The 18,742-nt window shown below is 40.1% G+C and carries 22 protein-coding genes and 2 pseudogenes; 21 read left to right on the forward strand and 3 right to left on the reverse strand.

Annotated elements, in window-relative coordinates:
• Positions 1 to 103: 103 nt before the first annotated feature.
• On the reverse strand, positions 104 to 730 hold the full coding sequence (locus ACHBIE_RS01430) for a helix-turn-helix domain-containing protein (protein ID WP_394732518.1): 627 nt from the start codon (positions 728 to 730) through the stop codon (positions 104 to 106).
• Between the two features lie 190 nt (positions 731 to 920).
• Here ACHBIE_RS01430 and ACHBIE_RS01435 point away from each other — a divergent pair, with 190 nt between their 5' ends.
• The 15 genes from ACHBIE_RS01435 (at position 921) to ACHBIE_RS01505 (ending at position 9,087) form a co-directional block, all read left to right on the forward strand.
• Positions 921 to 1,118, forward strand: a complete 198-nt coding sequence (locus ACHBIE_RS01435; RefSeq protein WP_105106978.1) for a helix-turn-helix transcriptional regulator — start codon at positions 921 to 923, stop codon at positions 1,116 to 1,118.
• 14 nt (positions 1,119 to 1,132) lie between these two features.
• Positions 1,133 to 1,855: a BRO family protein gene (locus ACHBIE_RS01440; RefSeq protein ID WP_394732519.1), complete on the forward strand. Its 723-nt coding sequence runs from the start codon at positions 1,133 to 1,135 to the stop codon at positions 1,853 to 1,855.
• 263 nt (positions 1,856 to 2,118) lie between these two features.
• The gene (locus ACHBIE_RS01445) at positions 2,119 to 2,514 is read left to right on the forward strand and encodes a hypothetical protein (protein ID WP_105110609.1); all 396 of its coding nucleotides are present in this window, start codon (positions 2,119 to 2,121) and stop codon (positions 2,512 to 2,514) included.
• A complete protein-coding gene (locus ACHBIE_RS01450) occupies positions 2,496 to 2,699 on the forward strand; it encodes a hypothetical protein (protein ID WP_105110608.1) in 204 nt (67 codons plus the stop codon). The genes ACHBIE_RS01445 and ACHBIE_RS01450 overlap by 19 nt, the downstream gene beginning before the upstream one ends.
• Before the next feature lie 154 nt (positions 2,700 to 2,853).
• Positions 2,854 to 3,189 carry a hypothetical protein gene (locus ACHBIE_RS01455; RefSeq protein ID WP_394732521.1) on the forward strand — a complete coding sequence of 112 codons (336 nt, stop codon included), beginning with the start codon at positions 2,854 to 2,856 and terminating at the stop codon, positions 3,187 to 3,189.
• Positions 3,182 to 3,451: a hypothetical protein gene (locus ACHBIE_RS01460; RefSeq protein WP_104929583.1), complete on the forward strand. Its 270-nt coding sequence runs from the start codon at positions 3,182 to 3,184 to the stop codon at positions 3,449 to 3,451. Before ACHBIE_RS01455 ends, ACHBIE_RS01460 begins: the two co-directional genes overlap by 8 nt.
• Before the next feature lie 209 nt (positions 3,452 to 3,660).
• The gene (locus ACHBIE_RS01465) at positions 3,661 to 4,536 is read left to right on the forward strand and encodes a primase alpha helix C-terminal domain-containing protein (RefSeq protein WP_394732522.1); all 876 of its coding nucleotides are present in this window, start codon (positions 3,661 to 3,663) and stop codon (positions 4,534 to 4,536) included.
• A gap of 53 nt (positions 4,537 to 4,589) precedes the next feature.
• Positions 4,590 to 6,026, forward strand: a complete 1,437-nt coding sequence (locus ACHBIE_RS01470; RefSeq protein ID WP_394732523.1) for a phage/plasmid primase, P4 family — start codon at positions 4,590 to 4,592, stop codon at positions 6,024 to 6,026.
• A 312-nt stretch (positions 6,027 to 6,338) separates the two neighbouring features.
• Positions 6,339 to 6,524, forward strand: coding sequence for a hypothetical protein (locus tag ACHBIE_RS01475; RefSeq protein ID WP_394732524.1), 186 nt, complete (start codon positions 6,339 to 6,341; stop codon positions 6,522 to 6,524).
• A gap of 14 nt (positions 6,525 to 6,538) precedes the next feature.
• Positions 6,539 to 6,703, forward strand: coding sequence for a hypothetical protein (locus ACHBIE_RS01480; RefSeq protein WP_162840654.1), 165 nt, complete (start codon positions 6,539 to 6,541; stop codon positions 6,701 to 6,703).
• An 89-nt stretch (positions 6,704 to 6,792) separates the two neighbouring features.
• Positions 6,793 to 7,029, forward strand: coding sequence for a hypothetical protein (locus ACHBIE_RS01485; RefSeq protein WP_172085034.1), 237 nt, complete (start codon positions 6,793 to 6,795; stop codon positions 7,027 to 7,029).
• Between the two features lie 3 nt (positions 7,030 to 7,032).
• Positions 7,033 to 8,034: a hypothetical protein gene (locus ACHBIE_RS01490; RefSeq protein WP_394732526.1), complete on the forward strand. Its 1,002-nt coding sequence runs from the start codon at positions 7,033 to 7,035 to the stop codon at positions 8,032 to 8,034.
• A gap of 43 nt (positions 8,035 to 8,077) precedes the next feature.
• Positions 8,078 to 8,401: a replication protein gene (locus ACHBIE_RS01495; protein ID WP_394732528.1), complete on the forward strand. Its 324-nt coding sequence runs from the start codon at positions 8,078 to 8,080 to the stop codon at positions 8,399 to 8,401.
• Positions 8,401 to 8,634, forward strand: coding sequence for a hypothetical protein (locus tag ACHBIE_RS01500; protein WP_394732529.1), 234 nt, complete (start codon positions 8,401 to 8,403; stop codon positions 8,632 to 8,634). Before ACHBIE_RS01495 ends, ACHBIE_RS01500 begins: the two co-directional genes overlap by 1 nt.
• Positions 8,635 to 8,685: 51 nt before the next feature.
• A complete protein-coding gene (locus ACHBIE_RS01505; protein WP_394732531.1) occupies positions 8,686 to 9,087 on the forward strand; it encodes an ArpU family phage packaging/lysis transcriptional regulator in 402 nt (133 codons plus the stop codon).
• A gap of 682 nt (positions 9,088 to 9,769) precedes the next feature.
• Here ACHBIE_RS01505 and ACHBIE_RS01510 read toward each other — a convergent pair.
• Positions 9,770 to 9,955 carry a hypothetical protein gene (locus ACHBIE_RS01510; protein ID WP_105122886.1) on the reverse strand — a complete coding sequence of 62 codons (186 nt, stop codon included), beginning with the start codon at positions 9,953 to 9,955 and terminating at the stop codon, positions 9,770 to 9,772.
• Between the two features lie 55 nt (positions 9,956 to 10,010).
• A complete protein-coding gene (locus tag ACHBIE_RS01515) occupies positions 10,011 to 11,021 on the reverse strand; it encodes a lactonase family protein (protein ID WP_105122887.1) in 1,011 nt (336 codons plus the stop codon).
• A 134-nt stretch (positions 11,022 to 11,155) separates the two neighbouring features.
• Here ACHBIE_RS01515 and ACHBIE_RS01520 point away from each other — a divergent pair, with 134 nt between their 5' ends.
• The 6 genes and pseudogenes from ACHBIE_RS01520 to ACHBIE_RS01545 form a co-directional block, all read left to right on the forward strand.
• Positions 11,156 to 12,322 (forward strand): AI-2E family transporter, encoded by a 1,167-nt coding sequence (locus ACHBIE_RS01520; RefSeq protein WP_394732534.1) that lies wholly within the window; start codon positions 11,156 to 11,158, stop codon positions 12,320 to 12,322.
• A complete protein-coding gene (locus ACHBIE_RS01525; protein ID WP_394732535.1) occupies positions 12,315 to 13,544 on the forward strand; it encodes a tetratricopeptide repeat protein in 1,230 nt (409 codons plus the stop codon). Before ACHBIE_RS01520 ends, ACHBIE_RS01525 begins: the two co-directional genes overlap by 8 nt.
• Before the next feature lie 3 nt (positions 13,545 to 13,547).
• The gene (gene budA / locus ACHBIE_RS01530; protein ID WP_394732536.1) at positions 13,548 to 14,264 is read left to right on the forward strand and encodes an acetolactate decarboxylase; all 717 of its coding nucleotides are present in this window, start codon (positions 13,548 to 13,550) and stop codon (positions 14,262 to 14,264) included.
• Between the two features lie 191 nt (positions 14,265 to 14,455).
• Positions 14,456 to 15,320: pseudogene (locus ACHBIE_RS01535) on the forward strand (IS982 family transposase).
• A gap of 36 nt (positions 15,321 to 15,356) precedes the next feature.
• Positions 15,357 to 15,710, forward strand: a pseudogene (locus ACHBIE_RS01540) (ISAs1 family transposase); the annotation flags it as partial.
• Positions 15,711 to 15,844: 134 nt separating this feature from the next.
• Positions 15,845 to 18,742 (forward strand): YSIRK-type signal peptide-containing protein (locus ACHBIE_RS01545; RefSeq protein ID WP_394732537.1); only part of this gene is annotated, 2,898 nt, incomplete at its 3' end.

The raw sequence follows: 18,742 nt of genomic DNA on the forward strand, positions 1-18,742 counted from the left end.
CTTACGAGAATAGCCCTATTTTCGTTTATTTTGGTTTGGTAGGGTAAATGTACCAGTCAAGAGTAAAATGCGAATACAGGCGATTTTGGAGCGTTTGACAGGGTTAGTCTAAATAGTTACGTTCCCCGTATTCTTTCTTCAAAACATCAAGTAAATGTTTTGCTTTGCTACCGCTTGCGGTTTCATCATCGATATAGCATTTTATTTCATCTAACAAAGGTGGACGGGCGTACTCCTCACCGAAAATGTAAGAGTATTCTTCGGAATTTTCAGCTTCGTTTATCAGATCATATGGAGACTTGAAGAATCTTTTTAGAAATTCAAAACCGCTTTGCCCATGGTTTAAGCTATTTTTTTGCAAGTTTTTATAACTAGATATTATTTCATTGTTAGAAAGGTAGAATGAATGATCACGTAAAAACCACAGGTACTCCAAAAATTCTTCAGTGGCCATTTTATCAAGATTTCTATCCGCAGAATATATAAACAACTCACCATCATCTTTTTCGGCTACTATTTCATCATCGTATCTACGCGGGTTATCACTATACCCCAACAGATACCCGACAGACACACCAAAATAGTCAGCGAGTGCCTGGGCTTTGTCTGGTTTGATAGTATTGACGCCGTTTTCCCAATTTTGGAGTGTTCTGTATGAAACACCAATTTCTTTCGCTAGAGCTTGTTGGGACAAGCCTTTTTCTTTGCGTAAAATTTTTAATCTATTCATAATTTCAACACCTTTCACGCAAATTATAACATGACACCGAAAAAATGTACAATATTTTTTCAAAAAAAGTGTTGACTACGAAAAAATAAAGTGCTATTATACAAACATAGCACCGAATAACGGTGCAAACCAACCGCAACACCTTTCAATCTATTCAGGTTGGTTATCAAAACAGAAAGGAGCAAGGACCATGAAGAACAATATGCGTGTATTGCTAGCTAAACGCCGTGAGAAAGTTTCACACGTTCACGAGGCTACAGGCATTTCAAAAACGACTTTGACAAGCTTGTACTATGAACGCACCAAGAACCCTGAAACAGAAACTTTGCTAAAAGTCGCAAACTATTTAGGCGTGACGATTGATGAACTATTAACGCCAGAGGAATAAGAAAGGAGCAGGCAATGAGAAGGAACTACAGTAAAGTCATTGAAGAAATGCGAAGCACTCACGGACTGAAGTTGGTTACTATTGCCAAACGGATAGGAACAGACCCCCGAACAGTTGGCAAGTGGGCACAGGGCAAACACCAACCCAACAAGGACAGCAGAAAGAAAATCAATAATCTATACAGAGAGGTAAAACAGAATATGACAACGCAAGTAAGTATTTTTGATGAAACAACAGGGCAGATAATGCAGGTAGTTGCTACTGCTGATTTTCACGGACAGCCGTTGGATATTTACGGAGACACTCAATCCCCTTGGTTTAGAGCTAAGGATGTGGCTAGTATGATTGATTATTCAATAGCAAGTATGAATAAATTTTTGCAATCAGTGGATGAAGACGAAAAGGAGCAGAAGAATATTCCGACCCCTGGAGGTATTCAAAAAACTTGGTTTTTAACAGAACAAGGACTGTATGAAGTACTTTTCCAATCACGCAAACCAATAGCCAAAGAATTCAAGAAATTGGTCAAAAACATCTTGAAAGAAATTCGAGTAAACGGCTACTACATGCAAGGTGAACTAATTCAAGACCAACCGACCCAGTCAGCTATCGAGCTAAATTCTGACATGGCCTACATCAAGAACCGACTTGCAGAGTTGCAAAGCATGACCACCATGGCAGATATTAAAGTAGGCCTAGCGAAAACTTACAGAATCGCTGAACTGATGGAAGATTAAAAAAAAAGACAACAAAAAAAGGCTTTGAGAGCGACCAAACTTCCAAGCCTTCCAACAAACAACTAAAACCACAAATTAGCAAGTATGGGATTTAGTTAGGTATTTATTTAATTATACCACAAATAGATATATTTGAACAGGCAGATAAAAAAATAGCACACTACCCCAAATGTTCGCCAACTTAGGGGCAACCGCCCAGCGTTTTGGATAGCAATGAATCGTATAGTAAAAACCAATTACAGAAAAAACGAGGCAAGTACAATATGAAAGACAATAACAGAGAAACAATAATCCATTTTGAGAATTCTAGCAAAGAATACTCACCAGTAAAAAATGCAGTATCGGAAGAGTTGGAAACAGTCATCCGCAAAGTATATCAACTAGACCATGAAACAGGCTGGGCATTACACTATCTAACCGACATCATGCTAAATCATTTTCATGAGGACGTGGCACGGGTTACAAATGGCGATTTGACACCGATTGAACGCAGTTTGAACGGTATTGCCTCACGAGTTGAAAATACCAGAATGGTACTTTTAAAAGCTGGATATGAAGACAAGATTGAAGTTGGTAATCCTATGTGGTACTTAAAACTAATCTTGCAAGATTTTGAGCATATGAAAAAGGAGATGAAAAAATGCAAGAACTCAATCTAACACCAGAACAGACTTTGAGCCTGATTGTTATGTTATTACCCGTAGTCATCTACTTATGGCATCATTTAGGCAGTTTTCAGCTTGATATAGAGCCTAAACCCAAGCCAGAGGGTAATAACACCAGACGGCTGACAAATGCTAACTACGGGGCTTATATACAGTCACAAGGCAGATATTACAACTAGGGGGAACTATGCTGACATTTAGAGAACTTGAACAAATAGCAGAAACATTACACAAACACGCTACGCCAGAAGAAACGCAGTGTTATCTTGATATGGAACACGATAGTAAAGTACTTTGGATCAAACACAAAATCGCTAGCCTAGAGGTGTAGGCATGACAGAAAACAAATTACCAGATTATCTAAACAAAGTTTTTAAACTCCTACCGCTTGGCATGGACTTGCCAATCACCGCCTCAGACATTGAGAAGCTGACAGGCTTGGACATCCGAACCATTCGGGAGTATATTCGCCAGCTTGTCATTGATCATGGTATTCCCGTATGTGGTGGACGAGATAACAAGCTAGGGGGCTACTATATCCCCCAGAATGAAGTGGAACGACTTGCTGGAGTGCTACCACTCCAACGCCAATACGACCAAGAGCACAAGCGTATACATGCGCTACTGACCGCAGACTTGCAAGACTGGAGGAAGTACAGAGATGGTTAATATACTATCACGAGAGGCAGAACTGGAGTTATTGGAGAAGGTGGACTGGCATCTGGACAAACGTCTGGAGCTGGAGAAGCAAAAACTGGAACATTTTGACTTGATACCAGCGGACGAAGTAGCTGATAAGTTAAATGTTTCTGGAACTACGCTGAGAAATTGGGAGCATATGGGCTTGCAGCGTTATCAGTCACCATTTGAGAATAGCAAAAAAATATTTTATCGAGCGAGTGACATATACAACTTTTTGGCCGTTGAGTGAGTAAAAAGGGTAACAAATTTTGAAATTATCCGAAGAAACTCAATAAAATCAATAGTTTACAGCGTTGAATATTATAACAAATTCAAATAATGGAGGTAACAAAATGAGCGAATTTTACACCGGAGAGCTTGAAAACTTAGTCGCAGAACTGCAAGAGCGCATTGAGGCACTAGAAGAACGGGTAGAGCAATTAGAAAGAGAGCGATGACATGATTTACGAGGCTAGAGGCTTTCAGAACAATCTAGTCTATCCGTTTGACGGGCTAGAGCCATTTGAGTACATAGCACAGTTTAGACCTATGAAAGTACCAGAAGGGGCGGACATTGAGCAATTCAAACGCACACAAGCCCCCTACTGTATCAGTGGCAAAGTGACAGCAGATAAAAAAGGCACTCACAGGCGGAATAATTCAAGCCTTGTCTATCGCGATTTAGTTTTCTTGGACTATGACGAGCTAGAAGCAAGCGTAAACCTACCTAAAATCGTTTCTGAGGCACTTTCTGACTACTCCTATATCATTTACCCGACAATCAAACACACGGCTAAAAAGCCCCGTTATAGGCTTGTAGTGAAGCCTAGTCACAAGATGAAAGAAACGACCTACAGGGCAACAGTGCAAGAGATAGCGGACAAAATCGGACTACCATTTGACCTTGCTAGTCTTACATGGTCACAGTTGCAGGGCTTACCCGTCACGACAGGCGACCCTGAGAAGTATCAGAAAATTATCCATAGGGGGAGCGATTACCCTATTCAAGCGGTATTGGATAAACAGCCGACAAAAAGGGCTGTAACTACTACTTACACCCCACGACCTAGCGGACACCGTTCAATCACTATGAGGGTTATAGACACGCTTTTTGATGGCTTTGGAGATGAGGGCGGTAGGAATGTAGCAGTTACCCGATTTGTGGGCTTATTGGTTGGTAAATGGGTCAATTGTGACATACCGACAGCGTGGGAGCTTACACAGATCGCCAACAGCGTAACGGCTGATCCATTGCCAGTTGACGAACTAGAAGCAACGTTTGAAAGCATTGTAAAAACAGAAATAAGAAAGAGAGGGCTAGGAGTATCGAACTAGAACAATTACAGGCAGAGATGGAGCAGGTCAGCACTGTTTCAGAGCCTACAAGCATGAAGGAACTTTATAACACATTATACGAACTTGGCGCAATCTGGAGAGAAGAACACCAGTACACAGTCAACGAGGGCAAGAAGAATGAAAAAATAGTAATTCCAATTCCAGAAGTTAGTACGGTAGCTAAGTATTTGAGACAGGTTTGTCACTTTGCTTTCATCTCCACGGGTGACAGTTCGGACAAGTCACCGCTATACTTGTATCACTACGACAAGGGAATTTATACCGATAGCGCGGACTTATTCAACAAACTATGTGCAAAGTTTGATAGCAGGTTAAAACCTAGAGCATGGGCAGACATTCGGGCATTCATTCGGACAACTACCCGAATTTATAAACCTTTCAGCGACCACACACGCATACCAGTAGCGAACGGGGTGTTTAATCTCAAGACAAAGCAATTAGAACCATTTAGCCCTGATTTTGTTATCACAAGCAAGATTAGAACGGCATACAATGGAGCAGCAAGAAAACCAATACTAGATAGCTGGTTTGACTTTGAGCGATGGCTAGACATCATCGCATGCGGTGATAGTGAAATATATGCTTTATTGTGGCAGATCATGAATGAGGCTATTAACCCAAATAGGACACGGGGAAAACTTGCAATTCTATTAGGTGACGGTAACAACGGTAAGGGCACATTTCAGAGCCTACTGATGAACCTGATAGGAGCGGACAAGGTGGCAACCTTACGCCCCGACCAATTCGAGGGGCACAACCTAGCCAGTCTATCGGGTAAAGTTTGTAATATCGGTGATGATATTTCTAACAGATACATCGATGAAGTTTCTGATTTGATGAGTATAGTCACAGGCGACACCGTCACGATTAACCCAAAACATCAACAACCGTTTGAACTGAGCTTAAAACTATTCTGTTTGTTTTCTGCTAACGAGTTGCCAAGAGTTCGGAACAAGTCACAAGGCTGGTATAGACGGCTTTGTATTGTACCCTTTAAGGCTGATTTTAATGGCCAGAAAGAACGCCCAGAAATTAAGAATGTGTTTTTTAAAGACCAGGAGCTATTGGAATGGGTACTATTTAAAATCTTGAACATGCCAGCGTTTGACAAGTTTATTGAACCCGAAGCAGTGGCCAAAGAGATTGACAGCTACAAGAAAGAAAATGACTACTTATACGCATTTGTAACGGACGACTATACCGAACGGGAATTACATTTGATTGAGCGTGTGCCGTTGAAGTGGATAAAAGAAGAATATCGGACTTTTTTAGCTGAGAATGATCTATCGGCACATATTCCGTACAGTTTCGGGAAAGACCTTGTTAGAATCTTGAGGGTACACACAGGCGGTAAGTATTCACTCAGACAAGGTAGATTGAAGAAAAAAGAAGCTGAAGTTTTTCCCTACCCGCTGACCATTGCAGAGTACACCGAATACCCCCTACGGTTGGTTGAAAAAGATGAGTAGATTTTGTAGTCGTTGTAGTCGTTGTGTAGTCGTTGTTTTTTTGGAGAACGACTACACAATTTATTCAATCATATCAAGGGTTTAAGTGTTGTTTGTAGCCGTTGTAGTCGTTGTTTTTTAAGTATGTATATAGGAAAGTAAAAAAAGAGCTATATATAAAAAATAAAACTTTTTTTGAAAAGAACGACTACATTCACTACAAAGTGGCTAAACCCTTACGGAGCAAGGGTTTGACAGTGTAGTTATTCTTTTTTTAAAAGAACTACTACATTCCAAAAGTTTACATAATTTATCTTAAAGTGAGGAAAAAACATGAAAATTGAACTATTTAGAAAATCTTACGAAGAAAGTTTACACGATTTTGAAAACCGAGTAAATGACTTTATGGCAACTGTAGAAGTGGTTGACGTGAAAGCAAACGTAATCATCACCCTAGGTGGCAGTTTGTTGCATACAATTACTGTATTATACAAAGATAATCAAAAACAAACAAATTAGAGGGGGTGGGCAGCATGAGAGAAGAGATTGAACTACTTCAAACAGTACTCAAAGGCTTTATTTTATATAATAAACATGGTATAATAGTGAAAGAGAAAACCCCAGACTTTGGGGAGATAACTCTACATTTTCTAGATGGCAAGTTTACACGTCTTGAAAAGAAAGAAATCAAAAAATAGTCTATTGGGAACAACCCTGGGGCGCACTACATGACAGTTATTGTTTTGTTTAGTGTGCCCCATTTTGTTTGACGAAAGGAGGTGTAATAGTGAGTAAGCAGCAAATTCTAAAAAGACTAAAAAATATTGAGTTAGCAATAGCCAATAAAAAATACAACCTGGAAGAAATCATTGCCGAATGGCTAGCAGTGATTCGCCAGATGATATGTTACCCAGATATTGAGAAACAACTTGAGGAATTGCCGTATGATATTAAATTCCGCACATTCGCTGAAAATGAAGAATTTAGAAAACAAATCAAAACAATTTTAAAAGAGGAGAATTAACAAATGACATTACAATTAAATTATGCAAAGACAAATGAATATAAAGCAATTTTTAAAAAATACTTGGATGGTGTGATTGAGTGGCGCAAAAAAGTAGCCTATGATGTTCGCCCAGAAGTTATTGAAACATTCAGGAAAAAACTAAAAAAAGAAACTGAAGAAGCCTACGATGATTACAAAAATAAAAAGATGACGGAAGCACGTCACCAGATGGAAGTCATTGAAAAGCAATTTAAAAATACCCGCAATACATACAAAGACCCACAAGCAGAAATTTTACGCAGACAAGATTTTGACTTGGAATTTTCAATCATGGATCGCGAGGACATTATTGAATTGTTAAGCGATGAACAACGGAATTTTTCGAACTATGAACTTAAAAGAATTCAAGTCGCTTATCCTGATGATTATAAAATTGCATCATTGCTTGAGAATCAGCAATTAAAACGTGACGGCCAATGGCTAGAAGATCCGTTTTATAAAGAATGGCAGCAGGATTATTCAATTCTATTCCAAACTAAAACTGCAGGGCTGGACGTTGTCTATTTCCCTAATAATTCGGACGATGGTTACACGTTCGAGGATTTAGACCTTTTCCTATCAAGTAACCAACATGTTACAGCACTAGACAATCATATTCAAAAAATTAGCAAACTAATTAGCGAGATCCCGACGGTGAAAAAAGCAGATAAGCCGGCGTTTTTCAAACCTGAATCCGTGAAAAAGATGGAGTTTGAAGAATTTGACGACCGTATTTATAGAATAAGTCCAGATTACGACGTTACAATCCGTTTCAAATATCTGAAAGAGCGTTTTGACGATACAACCACAGACCGTTGGTCACCAGGGCGTGATGATTATGATGCTTACCGTCATTTACAATTTCTTGAAAAACGTCACGATTTGAAACTACAAAACGATGAAGAGTATAGAAAACGATATTACGCAGTTGAAACAGCTATAAAATACGAACTTGAACAGAAGAAAGTGAATTTTAATGAATAGCGAGAAATTAACGCCTAAGCAAGAGAAGTTTATGCTCGCCTTGATGACTGCCCCGACGGTCACCGAGGCAAGCAAACTTGCTGGAATTGCTAGAACCACAGGGCAGAAGTATCTGAAAGATATTACATTCAAACGAGCTTACAGACAATACCGCACAGACATCATGCAGCAAGCTACAGGCAAGCTACAGAACGCCAGTATACGAGCTGTAGAAGTTTTAGAAGAAATTATGAACGATGAAACGGTCAGCCCTTACGCACGACAACAGGCGGCGCAGACCATTCTGAATATGGCTATGAAGTCGCACGAGGTGGATAACGTGCTTGAAATCGTTGAAGAACTTGAGTTAAGAATAGCGGAGGAATGATGGTAAGCGAATTGAAAAAGAAAGCGCTAAAACTTAAAAATCAATATATGCACAATGACGATTGGTTTGTGTTTATCAATTATGACACAGACGGATTTATAAAGATTACTAAGCGAAAGCCTAACGGAGAAAAAATGAGTGTTTTTAGAGTTTCCAACGAAGCAGAGGTTTGGGAAACGATAAAAAGTTTTTGTTTAACTGAGCATGATTTTATTTTCGATGATAGACTATAAAAGCAGCCTTTGCAGATCATTGGGGTTGGACATGACGGAGGGTTGGTGTAAATGGATTTAAAACAGCTAGCAAAGAGAAAACTGGAGGAGTTTCATAGGTGGTGCAGGGTTTCAAATCTATTTCATGAACCGACAGAAAGCTTTGACAATTGGCTGATACCGTCATTAGAATTTGATCCAGAGGATTACAAAGACAGAAGACACGATTGGCAACGTGAAGCCCCTGAAGAAGTGAATGAGATTATAAAGGCAGTCAATGCAATAGCTAGACCAAGACAGCGGGCCATACTTATCATGAGTTATATATCACCCGAAAAGATACGATCAGCAGAGCAGGCGCAACAACTTGGTATTAAGTCATCTACTTACTACTTGGCTAAGAATAAAGCCTTGGAAGAGTTTGCTAATTGTTATCGTGACGGGGCTATAAAGGATGACAAATATACTCAATGAATTGTATAATACATTCGTCAGCAATCAAAAAAGCGTATCGAATTGATACGCTGATTCTTGCTTACTGAACTCATCTTTTTTAATTCCCTTTTTAGTTACCCTTTATGTTTCCCCTGCTTGTCCAAGTGTTTGAAATTTTGACAAAATCGAGGTAAATTCTAATCAAAACTAGCCCTGTTTATAGGTACTGAAACATTGCCAGATAACTTGAAAAAATAAAACAGTCTGGGAGACTGTTTTATCCCCGAGCTAGCATAGCGAGGGTCATAATAAGGACAAGTCTGGAAATTTCCAGACTTGTTTTTCGTAGTACAGTGTACTAATTTATCCCCGAGTTAGAATAACGAGGGATATAGTAAGAACAAGTCCGAAAAACTTCGGACTTGTTTTTTCAATGTTTTGTAGACTGTTTTATCCCCGAGCTAGCATAGCGAGGGTCATAATAAGGACAAGTCTGGAAATTTCCAGACTTGTTTTTCGTAGTACAGTGTACTAATTTATCCCCGAGTTAGAATAACGAGGGATATAGTAAGAACAAGTCCGAAAAACTTCGGACTTGTTTTTCAATGTCTGGGAGACTGTTTTATACCTGAGCTAGAAAAGCGAAGGTTTTTCTACTTATTATTCTTGAAATAATAACAAAAAACTAGACTGAACATTCTCATCCTAGTTTTTACATGTATTAGAACAAGCCTTTAACCTTGTCCAAAAGACCGCTTACGCCTTCAGAACCTGACAACAAGCCTTTTGCTTGCTCCAAGTATTCGCCGAAGTTGTCTTTGTTTTCTTCGATAAATTGTTTAGCTCCGTCAAAGTCTTTGTTTGCGATTAAGTCTTTAACTTGGTTGAAAAGATCTACTGGATTCATGTAATTCACCTCCTATACAAATATTAAACCAAAAGTAGAGCGATTTCACAAATAATTAGTCTTCAAAAAATGTGACACATACAGCTTCTGGTAGGTAAAAATCATGAGAAAGTTCCGTCAGTCGACCTGTTTCTGTATCTCTTGAAAAAACAGTCGCATTATCAGAATCTTGGTGGACAGCGATTAGGTGTTTCTCGTCTGGGCTTAGGGTAAAGTCACGGGGTGTCTTGCCATGGGTTGACACGATTTGGACCAATTCAAGACTGGCATCGCCAAGTGTTTTGTAGACGGCGATTGAGTCGTTACCACGGTTAGAACCGTAGACAAATTTTCCATCTTTGGTGATACGAATAGCAGCTGTGCCGTTGAAACCTGTATGGTCTTGTGGAAGTGTAGAGATAGTTTGTAGGTGCTCGAACTCTCCCCAGCCATCGTAAATAAGAACTTCAATAGTTGAATTAAGTTCGCAGATGAGATAGGCAATTTTCGCAACTGGATGGAAAACGATATGACGTGGGCCACTTCCAGCAGCGGCCTGATAGGTTGCCAATTTTTCTACTTTTCCTTGGTCTGAAACCTTGTAGGTCACAACTTGGTCAGCACCTAAATCACAGGTCACCAAGAACTTATCAGGTGTTAAATCGGAAAAGTGGACATGGGCAGACGCTTGGTTTTCATGTGGTCCAGATCCTTCATGTTGAGCTACATCAGCCAGTTCTAAGGAGCCATCCTCTAAACGTTTGTAAACAAGCAATTGACCTTTATGAAAGTTTGAACCATAAACTAGATTTCTTTCTTCATCAACAGCAACATAGCAATGGGGAGCACCCTCGCTAACCACATGGTTTAGCAAGCTGAAATCTGTATCGAAAGCTGCGATTCCCCCGTGCTCATTTTCAGCCCCGACTGAGTATAGTCGACCAGCCTTATCAAAAGCAAGATAGGTTGGGTTTGGCTCTTCAGCAACCAATTCTAAGTTACTGAGTTGCCCAGTTTCGCTATTAAATTGTGCCTTATAAATACCTTTTGATTCACGTTTGGTGTAAGTACCGAAATAGACAGCCATGCTTATCTCCTTTGAAAATGATTGCTAAAATTATACCATATTTCTCCTGTAAAGTCTGAGAAAGCCTATGGTTTCTTTGTCTAAAATACTCCATTACATGATACAATAGAGAAAAAGAATGAGGAGTGAGCGAGATGGATGAACAGCAGCAACGATTTAGAATGTCCTGGTTTTTTAAGTGGTTTGTAAACAATCAGGCTGTTACTTTTTTTCTAGTAACCTTATTGGTTCTGTTAACTATTTTTGTTTTTACTAAGGTCAGCTTTTTGCTGAAGCCACTTGGGAGTTTTATTGAAATTATTCTCCTGCCTATGTTATTGACCGGTTTGCTCTATTATCTCTTAAATCCTATTGTGGATTGGTTAGAGAAATATAAGATTACACGGACAGCTGCTATTTCGGTCTTATTTGCATTGATTGGCATGCTTTTGGTTTGGGGCTTGGCTGTTGTTATTCCAAGTATTCAAGGGCAGGTCGTTTCTTTCGCCCAAAATCTGCCGTCTAATATTCAAAAGATTGAAAGTCAAGTGACGACCTTATTGGAAAATGAACAATTTGAACAGTTCCGTCCAACTGCCTTGGAAATTTTGAATAAGGTCAATGACCAAATTGTTTCCTATGCGCAGAAATTTTCATCTAGTGCGGTAAACTGGGCGAGTAGTTTGATCTCAACGGCCTCTCAGATAATTGTAGCAATATTGATAATGCCTTTCATCCTCTTTTATCTATTGCGAGATGGTCAACAGTTAAATGCTCATGTCACCCAGTACTTACCGACAAAATGGCGTTCATCCGTCAGCAAGGTTTTGACAGATGTCAATGCTCAGTTGTCTAACTATGTTCGTGGTCAGGTGACGGTCGCTATTATTGTTGCTCTCATGTTTTCTGTCATGTTTTCAGTGATTGGACTTAGTTATCCTGTAACCTTGGGGGTTATGGCTGGTTTCCTTAATCTGATACCCTACTTGGGTTCATTTTTGGCTATGATTCCTGCAGTAGTGTTAGGATTGATTGCTGGACCTGTCATGTTGGTCAAGGTTTTGATTGTTTTCATGTTGGAACAGACCATTGAAGGTCGTTTTGTAACTCCACTTATTATTGGTAGCTCTTTGAGTATTCACCCCATTACCATTTTGTTCGTCTTGTTGACTGCTGGTCAGATGTATGGTGTGTTAGGGGTCTTGTTAGGAATTCCAATTTATGCCTCTATTAAGGTAGTGGTCAAGGCGGCTTTTAACTGGTATAGAGAGTATAGCGGTTTATATGTTGAGGAAGGAGAACAGACGGTTCGAGATGAATAATAGTGAAAAAATGTTGATTTGCCTGCAAGAGCAGGATTTACAGAAGGCAGATAAGTATTTCAAACGTGCCTTGGCAGAAGATGACAGCGACACGCTCTTATCCTTGGCCACTTATCTGGAAAGTATTGGTTTCTTTCATCAGGCACGGGATATCTATATCAAGCTCTTGCCTGACTTTCCTGAGTTAGCCTTACAACTGGCTCAGATTGCTTTTGAGGATGGCCAGGTTGAAGAAGCTTTCGGATACTTGGAGGAAATTTCAGAAGACAGTCCTGCCTATCTAGAAGTCTTGTTGGTCAAGGCGGACCTATATCAGGCAGAAGGATTGTCAGATGTGGCGCGTGAGAAATTGTTAGAAGCTAGTCACATATCTGATGAACCAATTATTTTATTTGGCTTAGCAGAGTTGGATATGGAGTTGGAATTTTTTAATGAAGCCATCTCTTACTATGCCCAGCTGGATAATCGTGAAATCTACGAATTAACTGGGGTTTCTACCTACCAGCGAATCGGTCTTGCCTATGCAAGTTTGGGGAAATTTGAAGCGGCCATTGAATTTCTGGAAAAAGCTGTCGAGTTGGAATACGATGACCAGACTGTTTTTGAGTTAGCTGCTCTGCTATTTGAAAGCGAAGAATACCAAAAGGCCAATCTCTACTTCAAGCAGCTGGATACCATCAATCCTGATTTTGAGGGCTATGAATATGCCTACGCTCAATCCCTTCATGCCGAGCATAAGATTGAAGAAGCCTTGGCAATGACAGAAAAGGGCTTGGCCAAAAATGATTTTGATGCCAATCTCTTGCTGCAAGCTTCTCAGTATGCCTATGAAATGCACGATGAGGAAGCTGCTGAAGACTATCTTCTCAAGGTAAAAGAGGTGGCAGATGATAGTAATGAATTAGCCCTCCGCTTGTCCAATCTCTATTTGGAGCAGGAGCGGTTTGATGAGGTTGTGGCCCTCTTTGACGAGGAGCTGGACAATGTCTTGGCGCGTTGGAATGTGGCCAAAGCCTATCAAGCTCTAGAAAGAGAAGATGAAGCTATTGCGCTTTACGATGAATTGGTTGGAGAATTGGCTGAGAATCCTGAATTTTTGGTTGATTATGTAGGGTTATTACGTCAACTTGGTCGTTTGGAGGAGGCAAGAGAGCAAGCTAGCCGTTATATCCAATTGGTGCCAGATGACTTGGCCATGCAAGAATTTTTGAATGAAGAGTAAGTTATGCAAGTAAATCGATTATTTCAATACAATACACTCGGTGCCTTGATGGCTGGACTGTATGGCGGTTCCTTGACGGTTGGCGAATTGCTGGAACATGGTGATTTAGGCTTGGGAACTCTGGATTCTATTGATGGTGAGCTGATTGTCCTAGATGGAAAGGCTTATCAGGCCAAGGGGGCAGGGGAGAAACCAGAAGTGGTTGAAGTTCCTTCTGATATGAAGGTTCCCTATGCGGCGGTTATTTTCCATGAGGCAGAAGTGATTTTCAAGCAACGCTTTGAAATGACCAGCGATGAGTTACACCAACGGATTGAATCCTATTATGATGGAGAAAATCTCTTCCGCTCCATCAAAATAAAAGGAACATTTTCACGAATGCATGTTCGTATGATTCCTAAATCGGCTTCGGATGTCCGTTTCACGGAAGTGGCAAGTCGCCAGCCTGAGTATACCGCTGAGAATATTTCAGGCACCATTGTTGGTATTTGGACACCAGAGATTTTTCACGGGGTCAGTGTGGCAGGTTATCATTTGCATTTTATCTCAGACGATTTGACCTTCGGTGGGCATGTCATGGACTATATCATTTCACAAGGAAATATCGAGGTTGGCCCAGTAGATCAACTAGACCAACGTTTCCCTGTTCAAGACCGCCAGTATCTTTTCGCTAAGTTCAACGCCAAGGAAGTTAGAGAAGATATTGAGCGAGCGGAGTAGTAATGCTAATTCTAGTTGTAACATTAAGCTAGAAAGGAAGTTAATTTTGTTAGTTTCAGACTAACACTCATACTTTTAGGAATGAAACCTATTTGTATACAATACCCGTGGTGCTAGTTCATTTCAAACTACAATAAAAAGCCCAAATGGACCATACTTTAAGTGATGAAACATACAGGAGGTTAGTCCAAATGAGCCACTTACAGTATACCGCTAAAATCTCATCATTTGCAATGGAATGTACGCCAATTATCACAAATTTGTCATCACTCCTACCAAAACTATTGTCCAGATTCCTTCAAACATCGGCCTAATGATAGTTTAGCCAAAGTTTCAGATGAATCTCTTCTTGTCTTGCTTTTGTTACAAGCAGAACTAGGCATAACATCACAAGGCCATTTCTACACCATCTGCCACCTCTTTCCTTGTGGTCAGTTACTAGAAAGAAGTCGGTTCAATCGTCGGTCTAAACAATTGATTTGGATCGTCCAATTCATCCGAAAAGCTATGAGTGAAATGCTTCCATCTGATAAACTATCCATTATAGATAGTTTTCCCTTGCCACTTTGCCAACCCGTTCGCAATCACAGACCTACCATTTTTAAAGTATTAGCCAATATTTGCCACAATGCCTCTATACATCTTAGGTTCTACGGCTTCAAGGTTCATATGCTGGTGACCTTATCTGATTATATTTTTAACTATGTGCTTACACCCGCCTCTGTCCACGATATCGAGGTGGGTTTTTAGCTATTAGAGGGGTGTAAGCTATCGGTTATCCTAGGTTATTTAGGCTACCTGAGCAGTGCACTCAAGAAGGACTTAGATCAACAAGGTTACCATCTATGTACGCCATTTCGTAAAAACATGACAGGGGCCTAAGAACATAATGATTGGAAGGTGATGGCTCTGAGACGAACTATTGCAATACGTTTTTCTGAACTGTGTCGTTTCTTTGACATCGAACATACACTTGCTAGAGGGATAGCTGGACTACAGCTACGAATGGAACAAATTATTCTAGCTCATAACTTACGCTATTTTGAAATGAACTAGCACCACGGGTATAAAAGTATTGTTTTTATTTCATTTAACTATATTGATAAAGACGGCGTCATTACGGAAGAAGTTCGATACTTTATCCTCCGTTTCGAGAGTGACGTACAGACTTTTTCTCAGGTTATTCGCGGTCATTGGTCGGTTGAGTGCCTACATTAGTTGTTAGATGTGGTTTACCGAGTAGATAAGAATCAAACCTTAGATAAGCGAGCAGCCTTCAATTTAAATGATATTCGTAAGGCTTATCTCCATCTCTTGCAAATGAAAATCTTTCCTAAGCAGAAGCGGAGTTACCGACGCAAACAACGCTATATTTCTGTCCAGTTGGAGAATCATTTGCCACAATTATTTGGAAATCGAGGAAAAGGTGGTAAATATTTATCATGATTTACAACATCTAGGTGCATGGGCAAAAGGAGAGAAGAAATTTTCCATGTGTACGGCGTTTTTTGCATATTTTTTGCTTGCAGAATGTCTCAAGATATGATAGTATAATGATGATAAACTGAAAGGAGTCTATCATGAAAAAGAGAAAAGATATGTTTCAAAAAAAGAAGCGTATGTTTGGTGAAAAGCAATATCGTTTTTCAATAAGGAAATTCAATGTTGGTGTAGGTTCCACGGTCATAGCGGCCTTCCTACTTCTAGCAGGTAGTCCACTTGTTTCAGCGCAAGAGATTACTTCTACTGAAGGTGTAACTAGCTCAACAGAGAAAATTTCTGAAACGATAGTGCCAACTACAGATTCTACTCAGCCTGAGTCAATCAAAACAGATGATGAAACTTCAAGTTCTTCAGTAACTTCTGCAGAAACAGGTTTAGATTCATCGGTTTCAGTGAATTCAGGTTCGCTGGATTCAACTACATCGCAGGATGTTGAAAGTGAGTCGGCAATAGTTAATGAATCTTCTGAAGCTTTAAATGAGAGTTCAGAACTTAGCTCTGAGTCAGCATCATCTGAAATTACAGATAATAGCTCTCAGGAGTCTTCGACTGTTTCTGCTGCTGAACTTATAGCACCAGTTGAAACCACTTTAACTGTTGAAGATGGCGAGGAAGTAGCGAAACAAATCAATCAGATTGCTACTGATGAGGAAGCAATTGGTGATGTTCGGACAGCAGGTATTACCTACCAGGTTCGATACATTGATGAGGAGACTGGACAACGTGTTTCTCGTACAGCTCATACTGAAGCTGTTGAGACCAATCGTTTGAATGCAACGACATATGTAAAAGTCATTGCAGATTTACCTGATGGGTATGAACTTGCTGATGGCCAGTCTCCAGTTTTAGTACAACAAATTTTTGAAAAGCAAACTAATATTTTATCATTTGTTGTTACTAAGAAAAAAGAAGACGAAACTCTGGTTTCTGAACCAACGACTTCAGGTTCTTCAGGTTTCCGTACCAATCCTTCAGCTACACCTGAAGCTAGAGATGGTTATTCTGTCACAGAGCTTGTTCCACCCGTTCAAGATCCTAATGGTTACCATGTTCAAGCTGTAGCTGGAGAATATACGAATAATGTTTTAACCAGCTATCTCCTCTATTCTACTCGAATGGAAGACACAGCTACAGATGCTGCTGGGAATGATATTCCAACTAAGCTTTACTTAACAAAAGTAGATGCCAACAATACCAACTCTATTCAAGCTAGTATTGTTGTTGATTTGACCCAGCCTGCGGAGACAACGATAGCTTTCGATGGTGGGACAATTAGTCTCGACACACCTATTCGGGTTCGTGGTTCAAATCTGCCAACGGCCACCTACTCTCTTGCTACTGGCTCAAATAAAAGATTGGATTCTATTTTCCTACAGGGGGCAGTAAATACAGATAATTCCCTTGTTAATGCTTTTGGTGTGACTGTTAGTCCGTATACGTATCAGTTGACTAAATATAGAGACAAAACTACAGGTGCCGAACTAGCACCAGTCTATGTTCAAGAGGGTTGGCGATACGATTCTTATACAACCGCACCAATTGATATTCCTGGATATACATTGGTTGGCGACTCAGGGAATACAGATGCCTATATTAACCATGGACGGAATTATGTAGCTGGTGATGTACTCTATCAAAAGTCAAGTTTTCCAATTAATATCTATGACTCTGATAACAAAGATCGTAAAATTATTGGGACACAGGAAACACAGTTTTACAGAAAGTTAGTTTTTACAGAAACTTCAACATTATACACTGAGTATTATCAAGTTATTGGGGATGCGGCAAGTACTCCTTCTCCAGAGGAGTTTTTCGCTCAATTGGAAGCTGGAACTTTAAATATTATCACAGATAAACTATTTGCGGCCACCCGGGCTGACGGTGTTACATTATCAGGAGGGCATACTTTAAACTCACCTGTAAATGCAACTAAAAAGATTGGAGATTACTTCACAACGGATAAGACGGGAGTATATCCATTAAGAAACCCTTCTAGTTTGTTGGCTCGGTACCCAGATGATGTATCTAGTTTTACTCCTGCAGAAGTTTTAGCTTTGCCAACCGTTTCTGACTCTCCAGTTGAAGTTTCAGCAAGTAATCCAGGCAGCGCGATTCTACCCGCTACGTTGTCGTATGTACATTTGCTGGAAAATTCTGCTCCAACTAAGACAGCTTCTGTACGGATGACTGCCTATTTCGGTTTGGTTTACAGTTCTTCTACAGGGTCAGACGTTACGTACTACTATACTGCAAACCCACAAGTTGCAGCAGTTAAGTTCGTTGACACTACTGATTCAAGTGTTCAGTACACAGAGAACCTGAATGGTAAAACAGCGGAGACTTTCGGCTGGGATCCAGCTACAAAAATCGCGGAATTTGAAGCGATGGGCTATACGGTCGTCAATCGGGATGGTTATGACCCAACAGGAACATACGATACGATTGATGGAAATGTTCAAGAATTCACTTATGAGTTGACTCCTAAGACTACTCAAGTGACAGATAATCCGTTAGTCTTTACTCGAACTACTAACTATATTAAAGAAGAAGATAGTAGTCAGGTTGCAGCTCCTTATACAACAACAGTCACATATGAGCGAACAGGAACTCGAAATGAAGTGACGGGCTCGGTGACTTGGAATTCTTGGAAAGCTAAGGATGGAGATACAATTCTTGAAGGTCAAGCTCTTCCAACTCTTGCCGGCTATTCCGTTAAGTCTGTCACTTCAAACTACGGTACAGTTACTCCAGTTTCTGTAGTTGGGGATATCGACACAGCTGATCTCATCTCAACAGGAAACTATGATCTCGTTGAGACAGTGGTGTATGCGAAAGCAGCTCAAATAGGTAGTGTGAAATTTGTGGATACTAGCGATAAATCCGTTAAATTCACAGAAACACTCAATGGTCAGACAGGAGATGAGTTTGGCTATGATCCAGCAGCTAAGATCAAGGAATTCGAAAACCTCGGATAC

It is taken from the genome of Streptococcus sp. A23 (assembly GCF_043674155.1).
Classification (GTDB): Bacteria; Bacillota; Bacilli; order Lactobacillales; family Streptococcaceae; genus Streptococcus; species Streptococcus suis_V.